General features: G+C 70.6%; 25 protein-coding genes. 12 read left to right on the forward strand and 13 right to left on the reverse strand.

Annotation, left to right across the window (positions count from 1 at the left end):
- Positions 1–198: 198 nt before the first annotated feature.
- On the forward strand, positions 199–735 hold the full coding sequence (locus tag ABFX50_RS20945; RefSeq protein ID WP_346148750.1) for a hypothetical protein: 537 nt from the start codon (positions 199–201) through the stop codon (positions 733–735).
- Here the strand turns inward: ABFX50_RS20945 and ABFX50_RS20950 are convergent.
- The 3 genes from ABFX50_RS20950 to ABFX50_RS20960 form a co-directional block, all read right to left on the reverse strand.
- Complete coding sequence (locus ABFX50_RS20950; RefSeq protein ID WP_346148752.1) at positions 704–4,147, reverse strand: ATP-binding protein; 3,444 nt, start codon at positions 4,145–4,147, stop codon at positions 704–706. The genes ABFX50_RS20945 and ABFX50_RS20950 overlap by 32 nt on opposite strands.
- Positions 4,148–4,210: 63 nt before the next feature.
- Positions 4,211–5,254 carry a lysylphosphatidylglycerol synthase domain-containing protein gene (locus ABFX50_RS20955; RefSeq protein WP_346148754.1) on the reverse strand — a complete coding sequence of 348 codons (1,044 nt, stop codon included), beginning with the start codon at positions 5,252–5,254 and terminating at the stop codon, positions 4,211–4,213.
- Positions 5,255–5,318: 64 nt separating this feature from the next.
- Positions 5,319–6,131 carry a PIG-L deacetylase family protein gene (locus tag ABFX50_RS20960; RefSeq protein WP_312895850.1) on the reverse strand — a complete coding sequence of 271 codons (813 nt, stop codon included), beginning with the start codon at positions 6,129–6,131 and terminating at the stop codon, positions 5,319–5,321.
- Positions 6,132–6,207: 76 nt separating this feature from the next.
- On the opposite strand from ABFX50_RS20960, the gene ABFX50_RS20965 reads away from it, so the two are divergent.
- Positions 6,208–7,350, forward strand: coding sequence for a glycosyltransferase family 4 protein (locus ABFX50_RS20965; protein ID WP_183656921.1), 1,143 nt, complete (start codon positions 6,208–6,210; stop codon positions 7,348–7,350).
- A 13-nt stretch (positions 7,351–7,363) separates the two neighbouring features.
- Here ABFX50_RS20965 and ABFX50_RS20970 read toward each other — a convergent pair whose 3' ends face one another.
- Positions 7,364–8,791 carry a DUF2079 domain-containing protein gene (locus ABFX50_RS20970; RefSeq protein ID WP_346148757.1) on the reverse strand — a complete coding sequence of 476 codons (1,428 nt, stop codon included), beginning with the start codon at positions 8,789–8,791 and terminating at the stop codon, positions 7,364–7,366.
- A gap of 100 nt (positions 8,792–8,891) precedes the next feature.
- Positions 8,892–9,269, reverse strand: a complete 378-nt coding sequence (locus tag ABFX50_RS20975; RefSeq protein WP_346148759.1) for a hypothetical protein — start codon at positions 9,267–9,269, stop codon at positions 8,892–8,894.
- Between the two features lie 139 nt (positions 9,270–9,408).
- Here ABFX50_RS20975 and ABFX50_RS20980 point away from each other — a divergent pair, with 139 nt between their 5' ends.
- On the forward strand, positions 9,409–10,731 hold the full coding sequence (locus ABFX50_RS20980; RefSeq protein ID WP_346148761.1) for an APC family permease: 1,323 nt from the start codon (positions 9,409–9,411) through the stop codon (positions 10,729–10,731).
- Positions 10,732–10,749: 18 nt separating this feature from the next.
- On the opposite strand, the gene ABFX50_RS20985 is transcribed toward ABFX50_RS20980, so the two are convergent.
- Positions 10,750–11,343, reverse strand: coding sequence for a DUF1707 SHOCT-like domain-containing protein (locus tag ABFX50_RS20985; protein ID WP_346148763.1), 594 nt, complete (start codon positions 11,341–11,343; stop codon positions 10,750–10,752).
- A 204-nt stretch (positions 11,344–11,547) separates the two neighbouring features.
- On the opposite strand from ABFX50_RS20985, the gene ABFX50_RS20990 reads away from it, so the two are divergent.
- The gene (locus tag ABFX50_RS20990) at positions 11,548–12,462 is read left to right on the forward strand and encodes an anti-sigma factor RsbA family regulatory protein (RefSeq protein WP_346148765.1); all 915 of its coding nucleotides are present in this window, start codon (positions 11,548–11,550) and stop codon (positions 12,460–12,462) included.
- Positions 12,463–12,601: 139 nt separating this feature from the next.
- On the opposite strand, the gene ABFX50_RS20995 is transcribed toward ABFX50_RS20990, so the two are convergent.
- From ABFX50_RS20995 to ABFX50_RS21005, 3 genes are read right to left on the reverse strand one after another with little or no spacing between them, the layout of a single operon-like run.
- A complete protein-coding gene (locus tag ABFX50_RS20995) occupies positions 12,602–13,717 on the reverse strand; it encodes a sensor histidine kinase (protein WP_346148767.1) in 1,116 nt (371 codons plus the stop codon).
- 55 nt (positions 13,718–13,772) lie between these two features.
- Positions 13,773–14,708, reverse strand: coding sequence for an aldo/keto reductase (locus ABFX50_RS21000; RefSeq protein ID WP_346148769.1), 936 nt, complete (start codon positions 14,706–14,708; stop codon positions 13,773–13,775).
- Positions 14,705–14,923: a MerR family transcriptional regulator gene (locus ABFX50_RS21005; RefSeq protein ID WP_346148771.1), complete on the reverse strand. Its 219-nt coding sequence runs from the start codon at positions 14,921–14,923 to the stop codon at positions 14,705–14,707. The genes ABFX50_RS21000 and ABFX50_RS21005 overlap by 4 nt, the downstream gene beginning before the upstream one ends.
- 214 nt (positions 14,924–15,137) lie before the next feature.
- Here ABFX50_RS21005 and ABFX50_RS21010 point away from each other — a divergent pair, with 214 nt between their 5' ends.
- Complete coding sequence (locus ABFX50_RS21010; RefSeq protein WP_346148773.1) at positions 15,138–15,824, forward strand: DUF998 domain-containing protein; 687 nt, start codon at positions 15,138–15,140, stop codon at positions 15,822–15,824.
- A gap of 6 nt (positions 15,825–15,830) precedes the next feature.
- Here the strand turns inward: ABFX50_RS21010 and ABFX50_RS21015 are convergent, their stop codons facing one another.
- Positions 15,831–16,196: a hypothetical protein gene (locus tag ABFX50_RS21015; protein ID WP_346130006.1), complete on the reverse strand. Its 366-nt coding sequence runs from the start codon at positions 16,194–16,196 to the stop codon at positions 15,831–15,833.
- A 101-nt stretch (positions 16,197–16,297) separates the two neighbouring features.
- On the opposite strand from ABFX50_RS21015, the gene ABFX50_RS21020 reads away from it, so the two are divergent.
- On the forward strand, positions 16,298–16,777 hold the full coding sequence (locus tag ABFX50_RS21020) for a universal stress protein (RefSeq protein ID WP_346148776.1): 480 nt from the start codon (positions 16,298–16,300) through the stop codon (positions 16,775–16,777).
- 93 nt (positions 16,778–16,870) lie between these two features.
- Positions 16,871–18,127: an APC family permease gene (locus ABFX50_RS21025; RefSeq protein ID WP_346148778.1), complete on the forward strand. Its 1,257-nt coding sequence runs from the start codon at positions 16,871–16,873 to the stop codon at positions 18,125–18,127.
- Positions 18,128–18,185: 58 nt separating this feature from the next.
- On the opposite strand, the gene ABFX50_RS21030 is transcribed toward ABFX50_RS21025, so the two are convergent.
- The gene (locus tag ABFX50_RS21030) at positions 18,186–20,441 is read right to left on the reverse strand and encodes a glycoside hydrolase family 6 protein (protein ID WP_346148780.1); all 2,256 of its coding nucleotides are present in this window, start codon (positions 20,439–20,441) and stop codon (positions 18,186–18,188) included.
- A 232-nt stretch (positions 20,442–20,673) separates the two neighbouring features.
- Here ABFX50_RS21030 and ABFX50_RS21035 point away from each other — a divergent pair, with 232 nt between their 5' ends.
- From ABFX50_RS21035 to ABFX50_RS21050, 4 genes are read left to right on the forward strand one after another with little or no spacing between them, the layout of a single operon-like run.
- On the forward strand, positions 20,674–22,059 hold the full coding sequence (locus tag ABFX50_RS21035) for a methionine--tRNA ligase (protein WP_346148782.1): 1,386 nt from the start codon (positions 20,674–20,676) through the stop codon (positions 22,057–22,059).
- Between the two features lie 43 nt (positions 22,060–22,102).
- Positions 22,103–23,080 (forward strand): phosphotriesterase family protein, encoded by a 978-nt coding sequence (locus tag ABFX50_RS21040; RefSeq protein ID WP_346148784.1) that lies wholly within the window; start codon positions 22,103–22,105, stop codon positions 23,078–23,080.
- Positions 23,081–23,122: 42 nt separating this feature from the next.
- Positions 23,123–23,509: an STAS domain-containing protein gene (locus tag ABFX50_RS21045; RefSeq protein ID WP_346148786.1), complete on the forward strand. Its 387-nt coding sequence runs from the start codon at positions 23,123–23,125 to the stop codon at positions 23,507–23,509.
- Between the two features lie 9 nt (positions 23,510–23,518).
- The gene (locus ABFX50_RS21050) at positions 23,519–24,400 is read left to right on the forward strand and encodes a sigma-70 family RNA polymerase sigma factor (RefSeq protein WP_346148788.1); all 882 of its coding nucleotides are present in this window, start codon (positions 23,519–23,521) and stop codon (positions 24,398–24,400) included.
- A 30-nt stretch (positions 24,401–24,430) separates the two neighbouring features.
- Here ABFX50_RS21050 and ABFX50_RS21055 read toward each other — a convergent pair whose 3' ends face one another.
- Positions 24,431–24,742: a hypothetical protein gene (locus ABFX50_RS21055; protein WP_346148790.1), complete on the reverse strand. Its 312-nt coding sequence runs from the start codon at positions 24,740–24,742 to the stop codon at positions 24,431–24,433.
- Here ABFX50_RS21055 and ABFX50_RS21060 point away from each other — a divergent pair.
- Positions 24,735–24,980, forward strand: coding sequence for a hypothetical protein (locus tag ABFX50_RS21060; RefSeq protein ID WP_183656973.1), 246 nt, complete (start codon positions 24,735–24,737; stop codon positions 24,978–24,980). The two genes, ABFX50_RS21055 and ABFX50_RS21060, sit on opposite strands and share 8 nt — an antisense overlap.
- A gap of 226 nt (positions 24,981–25,206) precedes the next feature.
- On the opposite strand, the gene ABFX50_RS21065 is transcribed toward ABFX50_RS21060, so the two are convergent.
- On the reverse strand, positions 25,207–26,283 hold the full coding sequence (locus ABFX50_RS21065) for a hypothetical protein (RefSeq protein ID WP_346148793.1): 1,077 nt from the start codon (positions 26,281–26,283) through the stop codon (positions 25,207–25,209).
- Between the last annotated feature and the right edge of the window lie 102 nt (positions 26,284–26,385).

Raw genomic sequence — 26,385 nt, forward strand, 5'->3', positions numbered from 1 at the left:
CCTTACCTTATTTGATGGGCCTCTCTCGCGCCACCGTGCCCCACGCTACCGCCGAGCTCGGCCGGTGGTGTGTGCGGGAGGACGATCCGGGTAGTGGGGCGGACATCTCGGCGATATCGCCCTGAACTGCAAGTAGGCATCAAGTGGACCTCAACCCCTTCCTTCTACAAATGGGGTGAACGAAGAGGGGTACAGATCATGACGAGAAGCGCAGCGGTCATCGGAACCGGTTCGGCCACGGCCGCCAAGCTGCTGGTGGGGGCCCTCGCCTTCACCACCGCCTATGTGGGCGTCTCGGCTTACAGCACCGCCAACTCCGCCCCCTCGGCCGCGGCTGAGGAGCAGGCGGCCGAGAAGCAGGCTGCCACGCAGACCGTCGCCCTGTCGGCGGCCGCCGTCCCGCTCACCGAGCAGACCGAGCCCGAGGCCGGCGCGATCGCCGTGAGCGCGCTGCCGGGCAGGGGCACCTGCGAGCAGACGTTCATGGCCCGTACCGTCGTGCTCAACCCGGAGGCGAGCAGCACCCTGCTCTACAGCTGGCGCCTGGTCAGGTGGAGCTCGGTCAGCAGGTCGTGGAAGACCTACCAGACCGAGTACGCCGGCTTCATGGGAGCGCGCAGGAACGTCAAGTGGGAGCTGAGCGTGCGCGACAACCCCGGGTGGTACCGCATCGAGCTGACCGTCGGCGGAGCCAAGGAGTCGATCAAGTCTGATCGACTCCTGGTGAGTTGCTGACCGCCCGCTGCGCCGCCTCGACCCAGCGCTGCACCCCCACCCGCCGCGCCACTTCGAGCGCCTTGTGGTAGTGGTCGCGGGCGGCCGCGGGCTGGTCGAGCCTGATCGCCAGGTCGCCGAGGGTCAGCGCCACCGGCCACAGCGCGACCACGCCGGTGCCCGCGCCCGCGATGCGGTCGGTGAAGGGCTTGAGCTTGTCGTAGCAGTCGACCATCCGCTCGCGGTCGTCGAGCAGCATGCCCGCCAGCGCCCGCCACGTCATCGCCAGCTCGTAGAGGAAGTCGGGCCGCACCGGCGGCCTGGTGGCGGCCACCGCCTTGGCGTCCTTGAGATGCCCCGCGGAGGCCAACGCCAGGGCGTAGGCGTCGAGGGTCCACTTCGCGCCGCGCTGGTGCGCCTCGGCCAGCACGTCGACCATCTGCGCCGCCCTGCCGTCGACCAGGTGCAGGCAGAACGTCGTGATGAGCGGCAGGTCCTGGCGGCCCTCCAGCATGCCGGCCCTCGCGGTCATCCTGGCCGCGTCGCGGTAGGTGCGCCCGGCTCCCGCGTAGTCGCCGGCGATCATCAGCCGCTGCCCGTCGTACCAGGCGCAGACCGCGGCGGGGGCCGACAGGTCGTACTGCTTGGCCAGTCGTTCGGCCGCCCTCGCGTGCTCGTCGGAGACGGCGAACTCGCCGCGCGCCGCCGCGCACTCCAGCAGCACCAGGTGGGCCAGCGCCTGCACCGCCATCTGCCCCGAGCGCTGGGCCACCTCGAGCAGCTCGCGTCCGATGCTCTCGCGGGTGTCGACGGCGGGGATGTCGTAGGACTGGCGCAGCCTGCCGCTCAGCGCCACCGCCAGCAGCGTGGGGTCGCCGCTCTGCCTGGCCAGCTCCAGCGCCTCCAGCGAGGCCTGCCGTCCGCGCTCGGGCGAGGAGGAGCCCTCGAGCTCGAGCGCCAGCGTGGTGAGCAGGCTCGCGCGCAGCGTCTGCTCGCCCTCGGGCAGCTCGATCAGCGCCCGCTCGGCCACGTCGACGATCTCCCACGCGGTGTGGGTGAAGTCACGGGCGATGCCCTTGTGCGGTACGGCCAGCGCCGCCGCCACCCTCGCGGTCAGCACCGGGTTGTTCAGCGGGAGCGCCAGATCCATCGCCTCGCGCCGCTTCAACCTGGCCGCCGTCATGTCGCCGCACAGCGCCAGCGCCTTGATCTGGGCCAGCATCAGCTTGAGTCGCTCGGCGCTGTCGCCGCCCGTGCGGTCGAAGGCGGCCAGGGCCTGCGCCCACAGCGCCGCCGCCTCGCGGTGGGCGAATCTGCGCTCGGCCTGCTCGGCGGCGAGCCCCGCGTAGTGGACGGCCTTCTCCGCGGCGTCGGCGGCGAAGAAGTGGTGCGCGAGCGCGGCCACCTCGGCGGGCCGCCGCTGCTCGATGACCGCCGCCACCGCCGCGTGCAGCCTCGTACGGCGCAGCCTGGAGGCGTCGGAGTAGATCGTGTCGCGCACGAGGTCGTGGTCGAAGCGGAGCATGCCGGGCCCCGGCTCGGTCACCAGCCCAGCCAGCAGCGCCGCCTCGACGGCGTCGACCACCTCGTCGGTGCTGTCGACGCGTCCGTGACGCGGGTCGCCCGCCTCGCCCTCCCACCTCGAGCTCCTGCGCTCGATGCTGCCCGCCACCTCGACCAGCACGTCGACGTCGACGTCACGGCCGATCACGGCGGCCTGCAGGAGGATCTGCTGGGCCCGCTCGGGCAGGCGGGAGATGCGCCTGCGCAGCACGTCGCGCACCCCCGACGGCACCTGCGAGGCCACCTCGGCCGCGGTGGCGCGGTCGCCGCCGACCGCCTCGGCGTCGAGCAGCCGCACGGTCTCGCGGACGAAGAACGGGTTGCCCCTGGTGCGCTCCACGATCGACTCGACCGCGTCCTCGTCCACCTCGCGCATGCAGGTGGCCCGCACCAGCTCGGCGACCGCCTTCGGGTCGAGGCCCGACAGGCCCACCCGCACGGGGCCGAGCCTGGCCAGCGCGGCGAGCACGTCGGACTGCTTGTCGTCGAGCTCGCTGTCGCGGCAGGTCACCACCAGCAGCACCCTGCTGGTGGCCAGCAGGCTCGGCAGCGCCCTCAGCAGGGCGAGGGTCTGGTCGTCGGCCCAGTGGAGGTCTTCGAGCGTGAGCAGCACGGGGGACCTGCGGGCCACCCCCGCGATGTAGCCGCCGACCGCCCTGTGCAGGCGGAAGCCGCCGGAGACCTCGTCGTCGTCGGGGTCGGGATCGGCGTCGTCGAGCAGCGGGGCGAGCAGCTGGCCGTACTCACCCGCTCCTGTGACGCCCACCAGCGTGCGCAGGATCTCCACCCACGCCCAGCCCGGCGGGGTGGCGCTGGAGTCGGGACAGGCGCCAGAGGAGGCGATCCAGCCGTCGCCTGTCAGCCTGCTCTCCAGCTGGCGCAGCAGCGTGGTCTTGCCGGCGCCGGCGTCGCCGGTGACGATCGCCACCTCGAACCGCGCGGTCCTGGCGGCGGCCGTGGTGAGCCTGGCCAGCTCGGCGTCGCGGCCGACGAAGGGCTCGGGCTCGAGCGGCGGAGGCTCCACCGGGGTGGTCGCCCTCGGCGGCCAGGTGTCGGCGACGGTCTGCTGCGGCCTGGACTGGCGCGGCGCGGCGGCCAGTTCGAGCTCTGGCGACTGGGCCAGGATGTCGGACTCCAGCTTGCGTAGCGCGGGGCCGGGGTCGATGCCGAGCTCGTCGGCCAGGATGCCTCTGGCCCTGCGCAGCGCGGCGAGCGCGTCGCCCTGCCGTCCGCACCGGTAGAGGCCGAGGGCGAGCAGCCGCCAGCCCTCCTCGCGCAGCGGATGCTCGGTGGTCAGCGCCTCGAGGTCGGGGACGGTCTCGGCGGGCATCCCCAGGCGCAGGCCGGTGTCGGCGTGGCGCTCGCGCGCCACCAGCCGCAGCTCGGTGAGCCTGTTGACCTCCGCCTCGGCCCACGGCTGGTCGGCGAAGTCGGAGTACGGCGTGCCGCGCCACAGACCGAGCGCCTTGCCCAGCCTGGCGCGCGCCGACTGCGGGTCGTCGCCTTCGAGATGTTCGCCTGCCGCCCGCACCAACTGCTCGAAGCGGAGCGCGTCGACCTGGTCGGGCGCCACGCGCAGCGCGTAGCCGGAGGCGACGGTCACCAGCAGCCTGTTGGGGCCGCCGCGCGGCCTGCCGGGCTCGAGGACCCTGCGCAGACGGGAGATGTAGACCTGCAGACCCGACTGCGCGCCCTTGGCCGCGTCGTCGTCCCACAGGTCGTAGAGCAGGGTGTCGACGGGAACGACCTGCCCTCGGGCAACGAGAAGCCGGGCGAGGACGGCCCGCTGCCGCAACCCGCCGAGGTCGAGTTCGTCGTCGCTGTCGCTTTCGTACGCCTCGACTGGCCCCAGAACCCGGAACGCCACCATGTCAGCCGCCACGCTATGCGTGCTTCCGAATCACGCACAAGGTCTTTGTTGGGTTCGCGATGGTCACGGCTGGGTTTCCAAGCTCTTACGTCGGGTCCTACGGTTCTTGCTCAGCAGCGCCCACCCGCCGAGAGCCAGGCCCCCGAAAGGGATCTCCACAGTGTAGGTCCAGAAGCCGAACAGCAGGGCCGTGGCCGTGGCGGCGGCGGTGTCGACGCCGAACGCGCTCGTCAGCAGCAGCACCACGCCGCCCTCCATCAGCCCTGCCCCGCTCGGCGTGACCACGACAGCGGTGAGCACCCTCGACAGGGCGAAGACGGCGATCGACTGGGCCAGGCCCGGATAGGCGCCGGTGGCCTGCATGCAGCAGTACATGATCAGCCACTGCAGCCCGAGGAAACCGATCATTCCCGCCGACAGCCCCGCCCACCTGGCCCTGACGATCTCGGCGGTGTCCTCGCGGAGCCTGTCCAGCGCCTCCGAGACGGAGAACTTCAGCCGGACCAGCCTGGCCAGCGCGTCGAGGCCGCGGCCGAGCAGCGCGGCGGCGCGGTCCCAGTAGAGGGCGGCCGCGACGACGGCGACCAGCACCAGGATCGACAGCGCGCCCGCCCAGCCAGCGCTCGCCACGGTGCGGTTGGGCACCTGGCCCGCCATCAGCAGCGCGATGATGCCCACGGCGGGCAGGACGAACCTGAACAGCGTGTTCCACACACCGCTGACCAGCGTCATCACCACGATGGGACGGTTGGCGAAGCCCCAGCTCCTGGCCATCGCGAACGTCAGCGCCACCCCCGCAGCGCCGCCGAAGGGCAGCAGGTTGCTGACCGCGCTGCCCGCCGCGTTGAGCGTGAGCCCCTGCAGGTTGTTCAGGCCAGGCAGCGAGTTGGTCAGCACGAAGGTGTAGGCGAGCAGGCTGGCCAGCCACACCGCGGTCATCAGCGCGATCATCCCCGGGCTCATGGCCGAGAACTCCGCGCCGATCTCCGCCCACGAGACCTTCTTGCCGGTGAGGGCCTGGACGATCTGCGGCAGGTAGACGACCAGCGTCACCGCCAGCGCGAGCGAGAGGACCGACAGGGTGATCTGGAGCCATTTGTTCTTCATCGCCACCAGCCTGCCCCGGCCGGAGCGTGTGGCGCCTCGTTCTGAGGGAGGAAAGCGTTCGTCATCACGGCGCCTCGTCGAAGGGATGTCGGAGGCGGGTGCCCGGCGGCAGGTCGCGCCGGACGTACCACTCGGTGCCGAAGACCAGGCGGTAGAGCGGGCCGGGGATCTTCAGCAGGACGGCCAGCGTCCTGTCGCCCTCGCCGCCGCTGGCCTGGGAGACATGGGCGGACATGCTGGCGCGCTTCTGCCATGCGTACTTCCTGACGTTCACCCTGTGGGTGATCTGGTCGCCCGCGGTGTAGGCGCTCTCGAACGTCCTGAGGTCGAACTCGGGCGGGAACCTGTAGAACCTGCCCGCGATCCGCAACGCCCTGATCAGCGGGTCCCTGTTGACCGTCGCCTCCAGCACGATCGGGGTGCCCGCGATCTGCGCGGCCCGCCTGCCCACCCTGTGCACCTGCACGTGGTCGGGGTGGCCGTAGCCGCCCGCGGGGTCGTAGATCGTCAGCAGGTCGGCCCGCTCCTCGTCGAGCACGGCGGCCAGCGCCTTGGCCGCCTCCTCCGAGTCGGCGTCGATGAAGGCGTTGTCGGGCCGCTCCTCGGCCACCCCTCCCGAAGGGCTCAGCCCGGAGTCGCCGTAGTCGAGGCACACCACGCGCGCGCAGCCGAGCGCCGCCGCCGACTTGTACAGCTCTCTCATCCTGGCTTCGCCGAGCGCCTCGCCCTTCTCCATCTCGGCCAGGCCGCGCTCGCCCGCGGTGGCCACGACCAGCACCACCCTGTGGCCCTCGGCCGCGAGCATCGCCATCGTGCCCGCCGTCAGCAGGGCCTCGTCGTCTGGGTGGGCGTGGAAGAACACAGCGGTACGTGGCACAGGGTCAGATTACTAACGGCGAGCACGGACCTCGGACCGCCGATCACGCAGGCGGGCCGTGAGTAGTCTGGGACGGGTGCGGATCCTTCACGTCAGCGACTGTTACCTTCCGCGGCTCGGGGGCATCGAGGTGCAGGTCGCCGACCTCGTCAGGATGCAGCGGGAGGCAGGCCACACCGTCGAGGTGGCCACGGCGACAGGGGGCGAGGAGTTGCCCCAGGTCCACAGGATGGTCGCCAGGATGCCTTTCGACCTGCCCGTCCACCCCCGGGGTGTGGGAAAACTCACCAGGCTCATGACCTCGAGCAGGCCCGACGTCGTGCACGTCCACGCGGGAGCGGTCTCGCCGTTCGCGTGGATGGGGGTGCGCGCGGCCGTACGGGCGGGGCTGCCCGTGGTGGTGACCGTGCACAGCATGTGGGATCCGGTCACCAGGGCGCTCTACACCGCTCTGCGCCTGGGCTTCGAGTGGCACAGGTGGGGCCTGGTCGCCACGGCCGTCAGCACCGCGGCCGCCGTCCCCATCCGCGCCGTCGCGGGGCGGGGCACCCCTGTGCACGTCGTCTCCAACGGGCTCGACATCTCGGGCTGGTGTCCCTCTCCGAACGAGCCGCCCGCCATGTCGGCCTCGTCACCGGGTGACGAGGTGCACCTGGTCGCCGTCGGCCGGCTGGCCCCGCGCAAGCAGCCCGTCAGGCTGCTGCGCCTGCTCCACGCGGTGCGCTCGCGCGTCCCCTCCTCCGTGCCGCTGCGCGCCACGATCATCGGGGACGGCCCGGCGCGCGGCTCGATGGAGCGCTTCCTCACCGCCAACGGCATGACCTCGTGGGTCTCGCTTCCCGGCCGCCGCACCCGCGAGGAGATCGCGAAGGTCCTCTCCTCGGGTGACGTCTTCATCGCCCCCGCGCCCCGCGAGTCCTTCGGCATCGCCGCCCTCGAGGCCAGGGCCGCGGGCCTGCCCGTCGTCGCCCGCAGCCAGAGCGGCGTCGCCGACTTCGTCAAGCACGGCGAGGAGGGCCTGCTCGGCCGCTCCTTCGACGACCTGGTCGCGGCGGTCGTCCGCCTGGCGACCGACGCGTCGCTGCGCGGGGCCGTCACCGCGCACAACCGCGCCACCCCTCCGGCCGCGGGGTCGTGGCCGCTGGTGCTCGAAGGCTTCGACCGCTGTTACGCCGAGGCGCGTGACCTGGCCGCACGCCGGTGGACGGCCGCGCGCTGAGGCGAGGGATCCATCACAGGGGGTCGGGCGAGGCCGGGTCCGTGCGGCGCAGGACGACGTAGCCGTTGCGCTCGAAGACCTGGACGTAGCCGGAGCCCAGCAGCAGCGCGACACGCTCGGCCTGGGCGGCCGGCGAGCCGAAGGGATACTCCCACCTGGCCACGTCGGCCACGACCCATGGCGCTTGGCGCGGCGTGCCGTCCAGCAGCAGGACGGTGGCGCGGGAGGTGAGCGCGGGGCCGAGGGAGTTGGTGACCTCCACGACCGCTCCCGAGGGGATCTTCGAGACGGCCGCGGCGGCCGCCCTCGTGCGCTCGGGGTCGGCGCGGTAGAAGCCCGGATGGGTGAGCTGGTCCAGGGCGAAGCGGGGCAGCAGGGTGAGGGCGACGGCGCACACGGCGACCGCCCACGCCGTCTTCACCGAGGGGGAGTCGGGCCGTTTGACCCAGCGCAGGAGGCGGGCCAGGCCGTCCACGCCCGCGCAGAAGAGGATGACGACGGTGAAGGCGCTGTACTGGAAGTCGGACTGCCACCACGGCGAGCGGTCGGACAGCATGCGCTCCAGCACGTGCGGCAGCGCGATGAGCGAGACGGGGGAGAGCAGGCACAGCAGCAGCGTGGGCCAGACCAGCAGGAAGAGCGTGTCCACCTTGGCCTCCTCGCTGAACGGCAGGAAGAGCGTGCCGAGCGGGTCGCCGAGCATGTGGAGCAGGGCGCTCGTCGCGTCGGGACCGAGGTGCCCGTAGGCCCAGAAGTCCCCCGCGTCACCACCCGCCAGCGGGATGAGGAAGCCGCGGGTCAGGACCGTCCATGCCAGGCCGAGGGCGACGCACAACAGGCCCTGCAGCCTGTCGCCGAGCAACGCCACGCACAGTCCCGCCCCGATCGCCATCAGGCCCATGTCCTCCTTGACGAGCAGGAGGGCGAGCAGGGCGAAGAGCGCGGGCAAGGGACGGCCCGCGTGATACCGCTCGATCATGACGGCGGTGAGCAGCGGGACGAACATCACCTCGTGCACGTCGAACGCGGCCGCCTGGGCGATCGGCCATGACAGCGCGTAGGCGACGGCCACGAGGTAGGCCGGGGCCGTACCGAGGACGCGGTGGGTGAACTTCCACAGGAAGGGGATGGCGGCCGCGAACAGGACGGCCTGGGCGACGATCAGTGTCGCGGGGCCGTCATGGATCCAGTAGAGCGGCGCGAGCAGCGCGTAGATCGGCGAGAAGTGGTCGGCCAGCTGCGGGTAGTCCATGCCGCGGCCGTGGAAGACGCCGACGGAGGGAATGTACGGCGGGCCGAAGCGGGCATACCCCCGAACCGCCTGATCCACGATGACCAGGTCGAACGTGGTGGCGCGGAAGGTGACCAGCTTGACCAGGCCGAGCAGGGCGTAGGCGAACGCGGCGGCCAGGGAGAGCAGGTAGATCCAGAGACGGGTCATCGGGCGCACGGGCGACAAGAGTAGACATCGGCAGGACATCCTGCCCACGGTCGCCGCGCCGCGCTGCCCCCCGCAGGCGGTGCGGCGACCGGGAAGTCAATCAGGAGCAGGCGCTCTGGATCTTGGTCGAGAAGCTCTGCACCTTCGTCATGGCGTCCGCGCTCGTGGCGTCGCTCTTGAGCGACTCGAACAGACCCGCCGCCTCGTTGAGGGCCTCGGCGAGCTCGCCGTCGTACTTGCCGGCGAGCGTCTTGAGCTTGTCGGAGGCCTCCTGGGCGGACTTCGCCATGGCCTTCTGCATCTCATCGGGGTTGGTGCCGATGTTGGTCATGCCCTTGGAGTACTCGGTCATGATCTTGGTGGCCTCGTTGTTGGCCTCGACGCAGTTGGCGGCGTTGCCGACCCCGCCGCAGGCGGTGAGGCCGGTGAGGGTCAGCGTGGCCGCGGAGATCGTGATGGCCCGCTTGAGGAAACGCATTCTGGTGCCCTTCGTTGGATGTCTAGCAGAAGGGACATTATGGAGCCCTACTTGATGTTCACTTACATCCCGCTTACATCATCGCCCCCACGTCGGGTAGGGGCCGGGTATGACTGTGGGTCAGGGACATCAGCCCGGCTTGAAGCGGGTCATCGGCCGCAAGGTGCTGCTGCTCTTCGTCCTGGGTGACATCCTCGGCGCGGGGATCTACGCGCTGGTCGGCAAGGTGGCGGGCCACGTCGGCGGGGCCCTGTGGCTGCCGTTCCTCGTCGCGTTCGTGCTGGCCGCCCTCACCGCCACCGCCTACGCGGAGCTGGTCGGCAAGTACCCCCAGGCGGCGGGCGCCGCCCTCTACGCCAACAAGGCCTTCCGCATCCCGTTCGTGACCTTCATCGTGGCCTTCGCGGTCATGATGAGCGGCATCACCTCCGCCAGCGCCGCCGCGAGGGCGTTCGGCGGCAGGTACCTGGCCGAGTTCGTCACGCTGCCGGTGATCGTGGGCGCGTTCCTCTTCCTCGGCCTGGTCACGCTGGTGAACTTCGCCGGCATCTCCGAGTCGGTGAAGGTCAACGTCGTCCTGACGATCATCGAGGCGTTCGGCCTGCTGGTGATCATCGCGATCGGGGTCTACGCGCTGCTCACCGGTGACGGCGATCCCGGGAGGGCGCTGGAGTTCCATCCGGCCCACGGGGCGTTCCTCGGCGTGCTGGGCGGCACCGCGCTCGCCTTCTACGCGCTGCTCGGCTTCGAGGACTCAGTCAACCTCGCCGAGGAGGCGAGAGATCCGCAGAAGGACTACCCCCGCGCGCTGTTCGGCGGTCTCGTGGCGGCGGCGCTGATCTACATGGCGGTCGCCTTCACCGCCACCATGCTGGTCGACACCAGGACCCTCGTCGCCTCGACGGGGCCGCTGCTCGAGGTGGTCAAGGTGGCGGGGTTCGCCTTCCCTCCCAAGCTGTTCGCCCTGATCGCCCTGCTCGCCGTCGGCAACACGGCGCTGATCAACATGCTGATGGCCTCAAGGCTGGTCTACGGCATGGCGCGCCAGCGCATCATCCCGTCCTTCTTCGGCGCGGTCCATCCCACCAGGGCCACGCCCTGGGTGGCGATCGTCTTCACGGTGGGCATCGCCGCGGTGCTGGTCGCCACCGGCGACGTCGGGCCGCTGGCCGACACGACCGTGCTCCTGCTGCTGCTGGTGTTCGCGCTGGTCAACGTCTGCGTGCTGCTGCTGCGCAAGGACCGCGTCGAGCACACGCACTTCGTCGCGCCGACCTGGATGCCCGCGCTGGGCGCGGTGGTCTGCCTGTTCCTGGCGCTGCCCGTCACGGGCAGGTCGGGCGACGTCTACCTGCGGGCCGCGGTCCTGGTCGGCATCGGCATGGTGCTCTGGTTCGTCAACAGGTTCTTCGTGGGCAGGATCGACGAGATCGACGTCACCAAGATCAACCCGCCCGACTGAGCCGGCGCCGGGCGGGCATCACGTCTCGCTGCTCCACCACTGGGCCACCGAGCGCCTCGGGTAGCGGATCCTCAGCTCGCCGTACTTGATGTGTCCGGTGACGCGCACGTGCAGCAGACCAGGCCGAGGGCGGGCGGGGACGGACACCTTGACCTCGCCGCCCCATCCCGCCTGGTAGCCGTCCACGTTGGCGGTCGCGCCCTCCGGCAGGATGACCTTCGCGGAGCCGTACTTCAGGTCGAAGTCGAGGTCCACGACGGGATGGGCGACGCTCGCCTGCGAGAGGTCGAGGGCGGCGTTGCCGTACTTGGAGACGATTTTCAGCCGTTGGGGCACCAGCCAGTCGCCCGAGCGGCTCACGTCACCCGTCTTCGACTCCAGCACCACCTCCTCGGCCGGGTGAGCGGGCACGACGACGGGGACGATGGCGCCGGCGCCAGGCAGGTCGGACAGCAGCTCGGTGAGGTCGCCGTAGGTCTTGGACCCGAAGACGAGCTCAAGGCGTTCGTCCAGCTCCACCGGGGTGATACGGCCTTCGGCGAAGGCCTTCTGGAGCTGTTGCGCGGCCCGTTCGCGGTCGGCGTCGGACACGCGCATGCGGTGATCGGTCATGGGGGGCTCAAAGGTCATGGGGACTCAGAAAGGGAGGGGCCTGCCGGAGGGAGTGCGCAGGTCGAGGGGGAGGGGACGGCGGGGCAGCCGCGGACGGGGGACCAGCTGGAGCTTCTTCACCTAGTGGAATCCTTCCAGTGGGACGTACCTATGTAATACCCGATGATCAGGCGTAACTCACGCGGTGGAGGTAACCTGACTTTTATGGCGTTCGTGCATCCGGCGCTCTTCTACGAGAACGAGGCGGAGTATCTGTCGGGCACCGTGCCCTTCATCCGCGACGGACTCGAGGCTGGGGAGCCGGTGGCCGTGTCGGTTCCTGCGCCCAATCTCGAATTGATCAAGCACGAGCTGGGTGAGGCCGCCGAGCTCGTGAAGATGCTGGACATGACCGTCGTCGGCCGCAATCCCGGCAGGATCATCCCCGGCGTGCTGCGCGACTTCGCCGACCGCTTCCCCGACCGGCACGTGCGCATCATCGGCGAGCCGATCTGGGCCGGGCGCAGCGAGACGGAGTACCCGGCCTGCGCCCAGCACGAGGCGCTGATCAACCTGGCCTTCGCCGGGCGCAGGGTCACGATCCTGTGTCCCTACGACACCAAACGCCTCGAGCCCCTCGTGCTCGACGACGCGGCGCTCACCCACCCGGTCATCCAGGACGCCACGGGGGAGCGCCGCAGCCCTGTCTACTCCCCCTCGCGGGTCATCGACGGCTACAACCGGCCGCTTCCTGAGCCGAAGGACGCGGCCGTGCTCCGCTTCGACCACCGCAACCTGGCCCAGGTGCGCCATCTGGCCAACGAGTGGGCGATGACCGCGGGTCTCAGCGGCACCCGCCTCGACGACGTCCAGCTGGCGGTCTCCGAACTCGGCGCCAACAGTCTCGACCACGGAGGGGGCTCGGGCACCCTGCGGCTCTGGCGCGAGGAGGGGCGCCTGGTCTGCGAGGTCAGCGACGCCGGGCACATCACCGACCCGCTCGTGGGCCGCTCACCCGTCGACCCCCGTACGGCGGGCTCGCGCGGCCTGCTGATCGTCAACCTGCTCAGCGACCTGGTGCGCATCCACACCGGCGAGGGCTCGACCGTGGTGCGCGCCTACTTCGACACGCCTGGCTGAGCCGGTCACACCTGCGCGTGAGGCGGTCGCGATGCGGGCACGGGCGAGCCGCGGTGCCGCTGAGCGTGCCGGCCCCTTCGGGGGCGATCCCGCTGGGCGCGCGGTGGTGGTGGCCGGCCGGTGGTGGCCTCGACGCTGATCAGGCGGGAAGTGTCGCCCGCACGATGAAGCCGCCGCCCGGACGGGGACGGGCGTCGAGCCGGCCGTCGAACAGCGCCACCCGCTCGCGCATCCCGATCAGCCCGTGGCCGAGGCCGTGGCGCTCGGGTGTGGCGTGGCCAGGAGTGGGGCCCTCGTCGGCGATCTCCAGGGACAGCTCCCTGTGCCGGTGCGTGACCGTGACCGTCACCCTGGTCGGGCCCGCGTGCTTGAGCGCGTTGGTCAGCGCCTCCTGGATGATCCGGTAGGCCGACAGCTCCAGGCCCGCCGACAGCGGCACGGGCTCGCCCCGCACGTCGAGCTTCACGTCGAGGCCGGCCACGCGCACCTGCTCGACCAGCTCCTCCAGCCGGGCCAGGCCGGGCTGCGGCGCCTTGGCCGCCGCCTCGGGGCCCGACCTCAGCACGCCGAGCATCCTGCGCAGCTCGTGGACGGCTGCGCGGCCCGCCTCCTCGACGACCGTGAGCGCCTCGCGCTCGCGCGCCTGCTCTTCCTCCAGACGGCGGCGGACCGCTCCCGACTGCATGACCATCACACTGACGCTGTGGGCGACGATGTCGTGCAGCTCGCGGGCGATCCTGTTGCGCTCCTCGTTGACCGCCTCCCTGGCCAGCAGGGCCCCGCGCTCCTGCGCCTGGGCGGCCACCACCCTGTAGCGCTGGACGGCGAGGCCCGCCCCGCCCGCGACGGTGGCCATCACCAGGGCGATCGCGATGTCGCCAGGACCCACCGGGCCGGTGTCGGTGAAGACGATGAGGCCGATGAAGCCGAGCGCGAGCGCCAGGCCCGCGAGGGTACGGCGGTCGCGCAGCGGCACCTCGGCCATCAGCGTGAACAGCAGGAGCAGCTCCACGTAGAGCTGCCAGGCGCCGAGCGTCTCCTTCGACAGCGGGATCGCCGGGCCGCCGACCAGGGTGTAGACGGCCAGCGTGGTGAACGGTGCGCGCCGCCTGAACGCGACCAGGACCGCGCTGGCCAGCGCGAGCCCGGCCCACAGCCAGGGGTCGGCGCGCTCGGGCTCGCCGGTGCGTCCGCCGATCTCCTCTGCCAGCGAGAACAGGGCCACGATCGCGGCGATCGCCCAGTCGAGCCTCATGGTTTTCGACTGTAGAGCGTCGTCGCCCGGCGAAGAATCACCCGCTAGATGGACATCACTTCTCCACCGATGACATGTCGGGATAGCGGGCGCCCTGCACCGAGTCGGCCACCGTCGAGAGCGCGGCGAGCTGGTCGGCGGTGAGCGTGATGGAGGCGGCGGCGGCGTTCTCCTCCAGGTACTTCAGCCGCTTGGTGCCGGGAATCGGGATGATGTCCTCGCCCTGCGCCAGGAGCCAGGCCAGCGAGAGCTGGGCGGGCGTGCAGCCGACCTCGGTGGCGACGGCCTTGACCTGCTCGACCAGCTTCGCGTTGTGCTCGCCCGCCTCGCCCGAGGTCCTCGGCAGGTGCTTGCGGAAGTCGTCGTCGGGCAGCTGGTCGGCCGGCGGCAGCGCGCCGCTGAGCAGGCCGCGGCTGATGGGGGAGTAGGCGACCAGCTTCACGCCGAGCTCGCGGGCGGCGGGCAGGATCTCCTGCTCGATGCCCCTGGTGAACAGGGAGTACTCGCTCTGCAGGGCGTGGATCGGGTGCGTGGCGTGCGCCCTGCGCAGGGTGTCGGCGGTCACCTCCGACAGGCCGAGGTGGCGGACCTTGCCCTGCTCGACCAGCTCGGCCATGGCGCCGACCGACTCCTCGACCGGCACGTCGGGGTTGCGGCGGTGCATGTAGTAGAGATCGATGTGGTCGACGCCGAGGCGCTGGAGCGAGGCGTCGCAGGCCTGGCGGATGTAGGCGGGGCTGTTGTCGATGCTGCGGGCGCCACCGTCCCGCCTGATGCCGAACTTGGTGCCGAGGAACACCTCGTCGCGGCGGCCCTTGATGGCGCGGCCGACCAGCTGCTCGTTGTGCCCGGTGCCGTACATGTCGGCTGTGTCGAGAAAAGTCACGTCAAGGTCGAGTGCGCGGTGGATGACGGCGATCGACTCGTTCTCGTCGGCCGCGCCGTAGAACTCGGACATGCCCATGCAGCCGAGCCCGATCCTGGAGGTCATGACGTCTCCTTGCAAAGGTTGATCCTGTAGTCCAGGACCCCGAGGTCCTGGGAGAGCTCGGCGATCCTGGCGGTCACGCGCACGCGGTGGGCCTCGAGCATCCGCCGGCGCTCACCCGCGGTGTGCGGGCCCCTGCCTGGGCAGGCCGGCGTAGCGGCACCTGTCCGCGATCGGCATGCCGGTCCCGACCTGCGCGCGGCCTCCTGGATCGTCATGCCCACAGCCTCGCCCTTAGAGCGCGCTCGAAGTCAAATCATGACCGCTGACTGGAGGAACCCTGAGGGGGCCTGCCCTACCAGGGTCGTTCTTCGCGCAGGTCATCAGGGTGAGGCCGGGGATCTTCCTACCAAGGTCGTAGGGGTAGGTTCAGGGGCCGCGTGGGGCCGATCTCCGATACTGCGAAACGCCGTATCACGCGAGCTTGGAACCATGAAGGGTTTGCTCATCGGAGGATTCACGACGCTCGGCACCGGCACGGGCGCCATGCTCACGCTACAGACGCAGGCGGGGCTCGACCCGCTGCACACCTTGATCAGTGAGTACGCCTTCCATCCGATCGGGTGGCTGCTTCCCGCCTCGCTCTCCCTCTTCGCGGTGGGCGCGGTATTCATCGCCGAAGGACTGCGCCGATCGGGCGCGGGGCTCATGGCGGTGTCACTGGTGGCGGTCTGGGGGGTGTGCATGCTGCTGCTCGGCCTCTTCCCGACCGACAGGCCGGGTCTCGACCTGTCGATGTCGGGCGCGATCCACCGCTACGCCGGATTCGTCGCCTTCCTCGTGATGCCCGTCGCAGGGCTGCTGCTGGTCAGGGCGAAGGCGAACTACGCACGGGCCATGAAGGCGCTCAGCGGCATCGCGCTCGGTGCGCTGGTCCTGGTCGTGATCCCCTACGTGGTGCGGATGGCCGGAGTCCCGCTCGACAACGCCGACATCCCCGCCGGTCTCACCCAGCGGCTGGTGGTGGTCTCCGAGGTCGGCCTGCTCCTGCTGCTCGCCCTCCACCTCGTACGGCTCCCGCACGCCGCGGGCCACCGTACGCCCAGGGTGGTCTCCGTCCAGCACGCCGCCGCCGTGGCACCCGTCCCCGCGAGGACGTCACGGTCGCTGGCCGCCTAGGCGGGCTCATCGCTCCCAGGGCGGTGTCTCATCCAGCTTCGCGTAGTACTTGGCGAGGTGGGCCTTGACCCGGTCCACCTCGCCTTTCGGGATCTTCACCCCTCCTCTGGCGCCCTGCAGCACCCCGCCCGCGGCCATGATCGCCCGGGGGACGGCCTTGAGCGTGCCGCCGATCACGTCGGCGATCGGCAGCTTGTAGGCACCGAACTCGTCGGCCTCGTCACCGTCGTACCAGAGGTGCGCCTTGCGGTAGTCGGCGTTGGGACTGTCTTCGGCCTTCGCCCACGCGCGGACGCGTTTGTCGGCCTCGGCCGCGTCCCACTCCCTGTCGCGGTCGGCGAGAGGCAGGTCCTGGAACTGTGTCACGGTCATGCTCCTTGCCCTACCCGTCGGCCGATCCCGAAACGACCAAGGGCGTGAAACGCGCGGGGCGGGATAGAGGTGAAGGCGAGGCCGACTTGAGGGAGACCGAAATGACGATTTTGGTGGCGTACGACGGTTCTGACGACTCCAAGGCGGCGATCACCTACGCCGGTCACCTGCTCAGGGGACAGCAGGCGGTGGTGCTGAGCGTGTGGGAGCGGCTGGCGCTGGCCTCGATCAGGGGCTCGGCGGGATTGATCGCGCCTGTCGACACCACCGCGGAGGACGAGGCGATAGAGGCGGCGACGAAGGAGCTGGCCGAGCAGGGGGCGCGACTGGCACGGGAGGCGGGGCTCGAGGCCACGGCGCGCTGGGAGCCCGACTCCATGGCCGTCTGGTCGACGATCGTGGACGTGGCGGGGGAGATCGACGCCTCCCTGATCGTGACCGGCACCCGAGGGCTGGGCGGGGTGCGGTCGCTGCTGCTGGGGAGCACCTCCGACAGGGTGCTGCACCACGCCGGACGCCCGGTTCTGATCGTGCCGTCCAAGGAGGACGCGCAAGCGGGGGCCGGCACGGCGACAGCGTGAGCGTGCACCTCGCCTACCCGGCCTGAGTTCCCGCCGTCCCTGTAGGGCACAGTGACACCTGCGGGTGTGGCGCCCGCGTACGGGAGGGGTGCGATGGTGCCGAAGCTGGCGCGGCGGCTGGGCACGGCCGACGCCGTCGTCGTGGGGCTGAGCGCGATGATCGGCGCGGGCGTGTTCGCCGCCTTCGCGCCCGCCGCCTCCGCGGCGGGCCGGTGGCTGCCCGCCGCGCTCGCCCTGGCCGCGGTCGTCGCCTTCTGCAACGCGACCTCCTCCGCCAGGCTGGCCGCTCTCTACCCCGACTCCGGCGGCACCTACGTGTACGGCAGGCGGCGGCTCGGCCCGTTCTGGGGCTACCTGGCGGGGTGGGGCTTCGTGGTCGGCAAGACGGCCTCCTGCGCGGCGATGGCCCTCACCTTCGGCGCCTACGTCGCGCCCGATCTGGCCAGGCCGCTCGCGGTGGGCGCGGTGGTGGCGCTGACCGTGCTCAACCTCTTCGGCGTGCAGCGGTCGGCGCTGGCGGCCAGGCTGATCGTGGCGTTCGTTCTCGCGGTGCTGGCGGCGGTGGTGGCCGCGGGGCTGCTCGGCGGACCCGCGCTTTCGGCGCCCTCCGCACCCCTTCTCGCGCAGGCCGTCACCCCATGGGACGTGCTGCAGGGGGCGGGCCTGCTGTTCTTCGCCTTCGCCGGCTACGCCCGCATCGCCACGCTCGGCGAGGAGGTGCGCGACCCGCGCCGCACGATCCCGCTGGCGATCCTCCTCGCGCTCGGCGTCACGTTCGTCGTCTACGTCCTGGTCGCGCTGGCCACGCTGCGGGTGCTCGGCCCCGCGCGGCTCGGCCTGTCGCAGGCGCCGCTGGTGGACACCGTGACCTGGGCGGGAGCGGCATGGCTGGCTCCTGTCGTGAAGGCTGGAGCGGCGGTGGCTGCGCTCGGCGCGCTGCTCGCGCTGATCCTCGGGGTGTCGAGGACGACGTTCGCGATGGCCAGGGAGCGCGACCTGCCGAGCCTCCTCGACGCGGTGCATCCGGTCAGGCAGGTGCCGCACAGGGCGGAGCTGGCGGTGGGGGTGGCCGTCGTCGCGCTGGTGCTGGTGGCCGACCTCAGGGGAGCGATCGGGTTCTCGTCGTTCGGCGTGCTGGTCTACTACGCGGTCGCCAACGCCTGCGCCTTCACGTTGACCTCGCAGGAGGGCGCGCCGCCGAGGGCCGTCCCCGTGGTGGGGCTGCTCCTCTGCGCCGTGCTGGCCTTCACGCTGCCCATGGAGTCGGTGGTCGCGGGGATGGCCGTGTTCGCGCTCGGGGCGGGCGTGTGGGCGCTGAGAAGGCGCCGCAGGGGCTCTCCGGCGGCCTGACGACGGGCTGCGCCCCGGAGGTGGGGGCTCCGGGGCGCAGCGGGTGAGGCGGAGACGGTCACAGGGCGGGGTGGGCGTTCTCGACCAGCATGCGGAACTGCGCAGGGAACCAGCCGCCCGCGTGGGGGGCGTTGTCGAGCGCGCCGGTCGGGGCGTTGTTCCGGGAGCCGGTGAACTCCGGGTCGCACATGGGATCGTGCTGCTTGCCCTCCTCGTTCGGCCCGCCGGGGGTGGGCTCGCTGATGCCGTCGGACTCACCGGGCGGCTTGACCCAGACGTAGGCGTCGATGCCCGCGGCGGGAGCGGCGGTCGGACGGGCGCCGATGCCGGCTCCGGACTGGTTGCACCAGTTGCCGCGGTGCAGGCGGCGGTCGACGCGCGAGCCGTTGACGTAGGTGTTCAGGTCGGTGGAGGTGCTGGCCGCCGTGGGACGGCCCGCGCCGCCCCAGCCGTTGCGCGAGGTGTCGACGAGCATGCCCAGGTCCGTGGAGAAGCCCTTGGCGATGAACGCGGAGCGCAGGGCGGTGGCGTAGTCCACCTCGTCGAAGTAGGGGTTCCACTCGTAGTACTTGGCCGACTTGATCGGCTGGCCGCCGACGCTGAGGTCGGGGTTGGGCAGGTAGGGCTCCTCGGTCGGGGTGTAGTTGGCGGTGTTGGTGATGAAGCCGTCGACGCTGTCGAACTTGGCGGTGGTGCGGTTGACGACGCTCGTCATCAGGTCGACGGTCGGGCCGAAGTTGCTGCTCCAGCCGAGCCAGCCCGAGTGCGCGATGTCGACGTAGGTGTAGACGTTCCTGATCGCGTGGAGCTGGTCGAGGGCGTAGATCACGCCCTGCTCGTAGGCGCCGGTGCTCTTGGCCTCGGCGCACTTGGGGTAGCTGAGGTTGGTGATCAGGTTCGGCAGGGAGTCGGGCTCGATGATCGTGACGATGCGCAGCGAGGCGTACTTCGAGTCCCTGAGAATCGCCGCGATGGGATCGATGTAGAGCGTCTTGTACTTGTTCAGACCGTCATTGGCGATCGACAGCTCACCGTTGGAGGCCAGCGCCGAACAGTCGCGGTTGGGCAGGTCGTAGATCACGATCTGGATGGCGACGGGCGTGCTGCCGCTCTGCTGGGCCAGGGCGGCGTCGAGGTGGCCGCGCAGGCCGCGGCCCGCGGTGATGGCGCCGATGCGGTCCATCCACACGGCGGTGGAGTAGCCGGCGACCTTGCGCATCGCGGTGCCGAGCGCGCCGCCCGTGGCGTCGGCCAGGTCGGTGACCTGCTCGGCGTAGTCGGGGTTGATGTAGCCCTTCGCGCCGTCGTAGGGGTTGGCGACGTGCTCGCCCGTCGGCGGGGCGCCGTCGTTGTCCACCTCGGTCGCGCTCACCTTGCCCGCGGTGTGACCTGGAGCGGTCAGGCCGAACTCGGCGCTGCCGTTGGTCTGGTCGGCGTCCTCGGCCGCCCTGATGGTGAGCGGCTGGGCGGTGTCCCAGTTCGAGGGGGTGAAGGTCAGCGTGGCGGGGGTGGCGCTCAGGTCGGCGTCGCCCGTGCGGGCCGCGGTGACGGTGACGTCGGCCGAGGGCGCGCTGGTGAGCTTGACGCTGACGGGGCTCTGGCCGCCCTCCTGGACGCTGACCGTGCCGGGGCTGACGGAGATGGCGGGGGTGCCGGAGGCGGTGACCGAGATCGCCGTGGCGGCCGAGGTCTTGGTGGCCCCCGCGGTGTCCGTGGCCCTTGCGGTCAGCTGGTAGGCGCCGGCGGCGACGTTCGACCAGGTGGCGGTGTAGGGCGCGGTGGTGTCCTCGCCGAGCTTGGTCGTGCCGTTGAAGAACTCGACCTTGGCGACCGCCCCTGTGGCCTCGGCCTCCAGCGCGACGGTGGCGGGTGCGGTGAACGTGGCGCCGGCCGCCGGCTTGGTCAGGCTCACGGCCAGCGGCTGGGAGACGCCGCCCGTGCAGGCCGTGCCGTTCAGGGTGAAGGCGGTGGGCTTGGCGTTGGCGCCGGTGTGGTCGGCGTTGAACCCGATGCTGACCGACTGCCCCGACGCCAGCGCCTTGTTCCAGTCGAGGGCGGCGGCGGTGACGTTCGCGCCCGACTGCTGCCATGTGGCGCTCCAGCCGTTGGTGATCTTCTGGTTGCCCGGGAAGGCGAAGCCGAGCTGCCATCCGTTCACGGGGTCGCCCAGGTTGGTGATCTTGACGCTGGCGGTGAAGCCTGTGGACCAGTCGGTGGTCGAGTACTCGACCGCGCAGGACACGGCCGCGTGGGACGGCAGGGCGGGCAGGAAGGCCGCCAACCCGACCGCGGCCGCCAGAGCGATGCGTTTCATGGGGTCTCCAAGGGAGTGGGAGCGCTCCCAAGAGACTCGGGAACGAGCCGAGCGCCTGTCAACACGGGCTCACTCCGGTGCAGCACGGCGGTGAAAGTTTCAGATCGCGGCTATGCTGAGCGACATGACGACGCGGCGAATGACGGCCCCCTAGGGGCTCGCCGACGTCTTCTTCCGAGGCCCTGCTCATCCGGGGCCTCTTCGCATGTCCGGGGCCCCTGTGGAGGTTCCGATGTACATCACGACCACCATCCCCTACGTCAACGCCCGTCCCCATCTGGGGTTCGCGCTGGAGATCGTCCAGGCCGACGTGCTGGCCAGGCACTACCGCAGGCGCGAGCCCGTGCGCTTCCAGACCGGCACCGACGACAACTCGCTGAAGAACGTGCTGGCCGCGCAGGCGGCGGGCGTGCCGGTGCAGGAGTTCGTCGACCGCAACGCCAGAGCCTTCGAGGAGCTGCGCGAACCCCTGGCGCTCTCCTTCGACTCCTTCGTCCGCACCAGCCGCGACCCCGCGCACCGGCAGGGCGTCGAGCGGCTGTGGCGGGCCACCGCGCACGACGTCTACCAGCGCCACTACTCCGGCCTGTACTGCGTCGGCTGCGAGCAGTTCGCCACCGAGGACAGCTGTCCCGAACACGGCGGCCCGCTGCAGGTGGTCGAGGAGAAGAACTGGTTCTTCCGCCTGTCCCGCTACCAGGACCGGCTCAGAGAGCTCATCGCTGACGGCCGCCTGCGCGTGGAGCCCGCCGTCAGGAGGAACGAGATCCTGGCCTTCATCGAGGCGGGGCTCGAGGACATCAGCATCTCCCGCTCGCAGGAGCGGGCGAGAGGCTGGGGCATCCCCGTGCCAGGCGACCCCTCGCAGGTCGTCTACGTCTGGTGGGACGCCCTGGCCAACTACGTCACCGCCCTGGACGACTACGAGCGCTGGTGGGCGCGAGGACGGAAGATCCACCTGGTCGGCAAGGGCGTCATCCGCTTCCACGCCGTCTACTGGCCGGCGATGCTGCTGTCGGCCGGTGAGCCGCTGCCCACGGAGATCTACGTCCACGACTACCTGACCGTCGAGGGCCGCAAGATCTCCAAGTCCTCGGGCTCCGCGGTCGACCCCGTCGAACTGGCCGCCCGCTACGGGAGCGACGCCGTGCGGTGGTGGCTGCTGCGCGAGGTGCCGCGCGTCGGCGACGCCGACTTCACCGAGGGACGGCTGGCGGCCAGACACGACGAGGACCTGGCCAACGGCCTCGGCAACCTGGTCAAGCGGGTTGTCACCATGGTCCACAGGTTCCGCGGGGGCCACGTGCCCGACGTGCCCGCCGAACCGCTCGTGCCCGACGTCGAGGAGCGGGTCCACGCGGCGCTGGAGGCCTTCGACTTCCGCGCGGCCGCGTCGGCGGTGTGGTCGATCGTGGAGGAGGCCAACAGGTACATCGAGAGGGAGCGGCCGTGGCGGCAGGCCGATCCTGACGTGGCGCTGGCGACGCTGGTGCAGGCGTGCAGGACGCTCGCCGTACAGCTGGAGGTCTTCCTGCCCGAAGCGGCGGCGAGGGTGACGGCGCAGGTGGAGGGGGCGCGCCTGCCCGAGCCCTCGCCATTGTTCCCGAGGATCGTTTGACGTAGGTTGGCGCGAACAGACCAGCCGGTATGGGAGGTTGCTCATGCCCACCGTTCCCACCGTCCGCGGGCAGGTCGAGGTCGGCGACCTCGGCCAGACCCTGATGCACGAGCACATCTTCGCGCTGTCGACCGAGCACAGGGACAACTACGGCGACGGGGACTGGTGGGACGAGGAGTTCAGGGTCGCCGACGCCATCGGCAAGCTCAAGGCGGTGGCCGCGAAGGGTGTGCGGACGATCGTCGACCCGACCGTCTGGGGGCTCGGGCGATACATCCCGCGCATCCAGCGCATCGCCGACGAGGTGCCCGAGCTCAACATCATCGTCGCCACCGGCCTGTACTTCTACGACCAGCCGCCCCACCCCTACAAGCACCGCGGGCCGGGGCTGCTCATGGACATGCCCGACCCCATGATCGACGACATGGTCCGCGACCTCACCCGGGGCATCTCCGACACGGGGGTCAAGGCTGCCTTCATCAAGTGCGTGGTGGACGAGCGGGGGCTGACCGAGGGCGTCGAGCGGATGTGCAGAGCCGCCGCCCAGGCCCACGTGCGGACCGGCGCGCCGATCACCGTCCACACCGACGCGCCGTCGCAGTCGGGACTGCCGGCGCTCGACCTGTTCGCCAAGGAGGGCGTCGACCTGCGCAAGGTCGTCGTCGGTCACGCGGGCGACAGCAACGACCTCGACTACCTGCGCAGGCTCGCCGACACCGGCGCGATCCTCGGGATGGACAGGTTCGGGCTCGACATGTACAACCCGACCGAGCAGCGCGTCGCCACGATCGCCGCGCTGTGCGAGCTGGGCTACGCCGACAGGATGGTGCTGAGCCACGACACCGCCTGCTTCATGGACTATTTCGGCGGAGAGTGGGACGAAGGTGTCCCTCTGGTGGCTCCGAACTGGCGTTATGACCACATTCACGATGACGTTCTGCCTGCGCTGCGCGCCTCCGGTGTAACAGATGCGCATCTGGAACAGCTCCTGGTTACCAACCCCGCCCGCTACTTCTCGTAAAGTAGCGGGATCTGACAGTGCTACACGGGTAGGTGGAGCTGGGTGACTGCGGAGCAGGCCTTGTCGATCAGCCTCGGACTGCAAGGTCCCTGCGTCATCGCGAGGCTCACGGGAGAGTTCGACTTCGGATCGGCCGCCGAGGTACGTGATCGGGTCACCAAGGCGCTCGACCTCAGTCTGCCCCCGATGATCATTATCGACATGCAGGCGGTGAGCGTCTGCGACTCCTCGGGCCTGTCCGTGCTGGTCTACCTGCACAAGGCGGTGACCGCCTCGGGCGGACGGATGCTGGTGTCCGGTCTGAACGGGCGGTGCAAGCACCTGTTCGCCATCACCGCACTCGACAAGTTCTTCGAGATCAGGCCCACTGCCGAACTGGCCATCGCCGAACTCAGCGAATCGGGGCATTCTCCGCCGTTTGTCGGGTAGTCGGGCGGCATGGCGGACCTGTTGGGTGACTACCTCAAGGAGATCGGCAGGGTCCCGCTGCTCACCGCCGAGGAGGAGGTCGAGCTCTCCAGGCGGGTCGAAGCGGGCCTGTACGCGCGGCATCTGCTCGCCCATGGCGACGACCGGCACGTGCTGCGCGTCGTCGCCATGGAGGGTGAGCAGGCCAAGGACCGGCTGATCCGCGCCAACCTGCGCCTGGTCGTCGCCGCGGCCAAGCGCTACGCGCACAGGGGGCTTCCCCTGCTCGACGTGATCCAGGAGGGCAACCTCGGGCTGATCCGGGCGGTGGAGAAGTTCGACTACCGGCGCGGGTACAAGTTCTCCACCTACGGCATGTGGTGGATCAAGCAGGCGATCGAGCGCGGCATCAACGACAAGAGCAGGACCGTCAGGCTGCCCGTGCACGTGGCGGAGGAGGTCTCGCGGCTGTCCAGGATCGCCAGGAGGCTCGCCTCGGACCTGGGCAGGGAGCCGTCGGAGGAGGAACTGGCCGGATCGGCCGGCCGTACGGTGGAGCAGGTCGCCGGGTTGCGCAGGCTGGCGAAGGAGACGATCAGCCTCGACACCCCCGTCGGGGAGAACGGCGAGGCGAGCGTCGGCGACCTGATCGCCGACGAGGACCTGCTGCAGGTGCAGGAGCTGATGGAGCTGCGGGCGCTGTCGGCGGAGCTGCGCGAGCTGGTGCGGTCGCTGCCGCAGCGCGAGGCGTTCATCATCAGATGCAGGTACGGCCTGGTCGACGGCAAGGTCATGACTTATCAGGAAATCGCCGACATTCTGGGGCTGACCAGGGAGCGCATCAGGCAGCTGGAGAAGCAGGCGCTGCGACGGCTCAGGGAGGGCGGGCCGCTCCTGGCCTGGGCGTCCTAGCCACGTTTGACAGGCGGGCCGGTATAGCGGTTAATCGTCGCGTCTGTTCGTCCGGGAATCTGGGGGTTTGATGTTAAGAAGTATCGCTGTCCTGACCGCGGCCGCGTCGGTGGTGTTCGTCGCACCCGGCGTGGCCTCTGCGTCTTCGGGGGCGGTCACCAGGACGGTCACCGCTCCGGCCGCGGCGCGGGTTGCGGTGTCCGCTGCGCCGGTGTCGTCGTCGGCGGCACTGGCCGGATCGGCGTCGTCGGCCTCTTCGGCGTCGTCGGCTCGCCCGAAGCTGCTGCGCGGTAAGCCGTACTTCGGGCGTTGCAGGAGCACGTGCAGGGTCAACGTGCGCATCAAGAACGTCTCCCGGCAGACCGTCTACAGCGTCAGGCTCACCGCCAAGCTGAAGGTCAACGGCAGGAGCGTCGGCAGCTGCAGCGACTGGGTCGGCACGATGCGGGCCGGCAAGGTGCGGGTCGCCTCGTGCACCGTCAGGACGGGCAAGCTCGCGGGAATGTGGCGCGACCGCTACGACTACGGACGCTGGTACGTCAGGGCGCACACCTCCGTGCGCTACCTCTACTACCGCTGATCCCACCGGGCGGGAAACGCCGAAAGCCCACGGACGGCTCCTGCGGGAGCCGTCACGCGGGCTGGTACCACGAGCCTTCGATCAGGCAGTGATCATGAGGGCGAGGCCGATGAGGACCACGATCGGGACCACCCACACGACAGCCTCGGCCGCGAACTCCTTGTACATGGTGTGCTCTCCCTCAATGGGCCGCAGATAAGGTCACTGCGCAGCATAGCGGCCGCGGTCAGTCCTGTGGCCCCTGGTGGCGCAGCTCGGCCAGCCTGAGCCGCTTGGCGAGGCTGAAGCGCAACTCGTCGGCCATCGCCTGCGGCAGGTCGCGGGAGTCGGCCTCGACGCGCTGGAGCACCTCGGGACGATCACCCAGATGGCGTGTCCATGCCCGCAGGACCTGCGGTATCGCGCTGACGGCCGCGTCGCTGAGTATGGCCTCCCTCGGCAGCCACGAGGTGAGGAACTGCGTGACTCTGGCCGGACTCCACCACGAAGGACGATCGCCGACGAACTCCACAAGTGTGGCGAACGCCTCATCCGCGCCGGGCAGGTCGGGCAGACCGGCGAAGCTCGTCACGGTGTCGTCGGGGGCGTGCCGGAGAGGGTGCTCGACGGACCTGGCTCTGGCCAGCACGATCGCGCGGGCCGCCGGCAGCGTGTCGGCGACGGGGGCGCCCATGACGGCGTCGGTGAGGTCGAAGGCGTCGAGGATGCGCCCTGCCACCAGTGCGGGGTCGGCGGGACGGACGTCTAGGTCGTCGAGGAACTTGGGCTCCTCGATCACGGCGTCGACCGCGAACCCGCCGTGGGCCTGGTCGATGGCCACGACGGCCAGGTGGGGCTCCTTGCCGTTGGGGTAGACGAAGGAGAGGATCGCCAGGGCCTGCTCGCCATGGAGGTCGGCCATGCCGTACCAGGCCCCCTCCACCCGAGCCCGCCCCATCAACCCCATCCACGCCTCCCCACCGGCACCCTGGGCGTCGACGCGACCTCCGCTTCCCGTCGTTTCCCCGGTCTCGGGACGGCCCTCGGGCTTCTCCGCAGGACGTTCGGTGGTGTCGGCCTCGCCCTGGGGTTCGGGGGCCGAGGGAGACAGGGCGGCGAGTGCGGTCAGCAGGAGGCGCGCCTCGCGGGTGCGGTCCTTGGTCGCGCGGCGAACGAGCGGCTCGGCCGTCCCCTCTGGTCCTGAGGCGGCGGCCAGCCTGCTCGCCCAGAGCTCGGCCCGCAACGGTGATCGCCACCTGAGCAGGTCACGTGCCTGGCGTACGGCTTCGCGGTAGAGGTCGCTGGTGTTGTCCTTGGCACCCACCCCATGACCGTACCCAGTAGACGGGCCGTCAGCGGCCCCCGTCCGCTCGCCGCTGAACACACCCTCGGCCAGGCCCACCGCTCAGCGGGCTCATGGAGGTCC

Source organism: Nonomuraea recticatena, assembly GCF_039533245.1.
Lineage (GTDB): Bacteria > Actinomycetota > Actinomycetes > Streptosporangiales > Streptosporangiaceae > Nonomuraea > Nonomuraea roseola.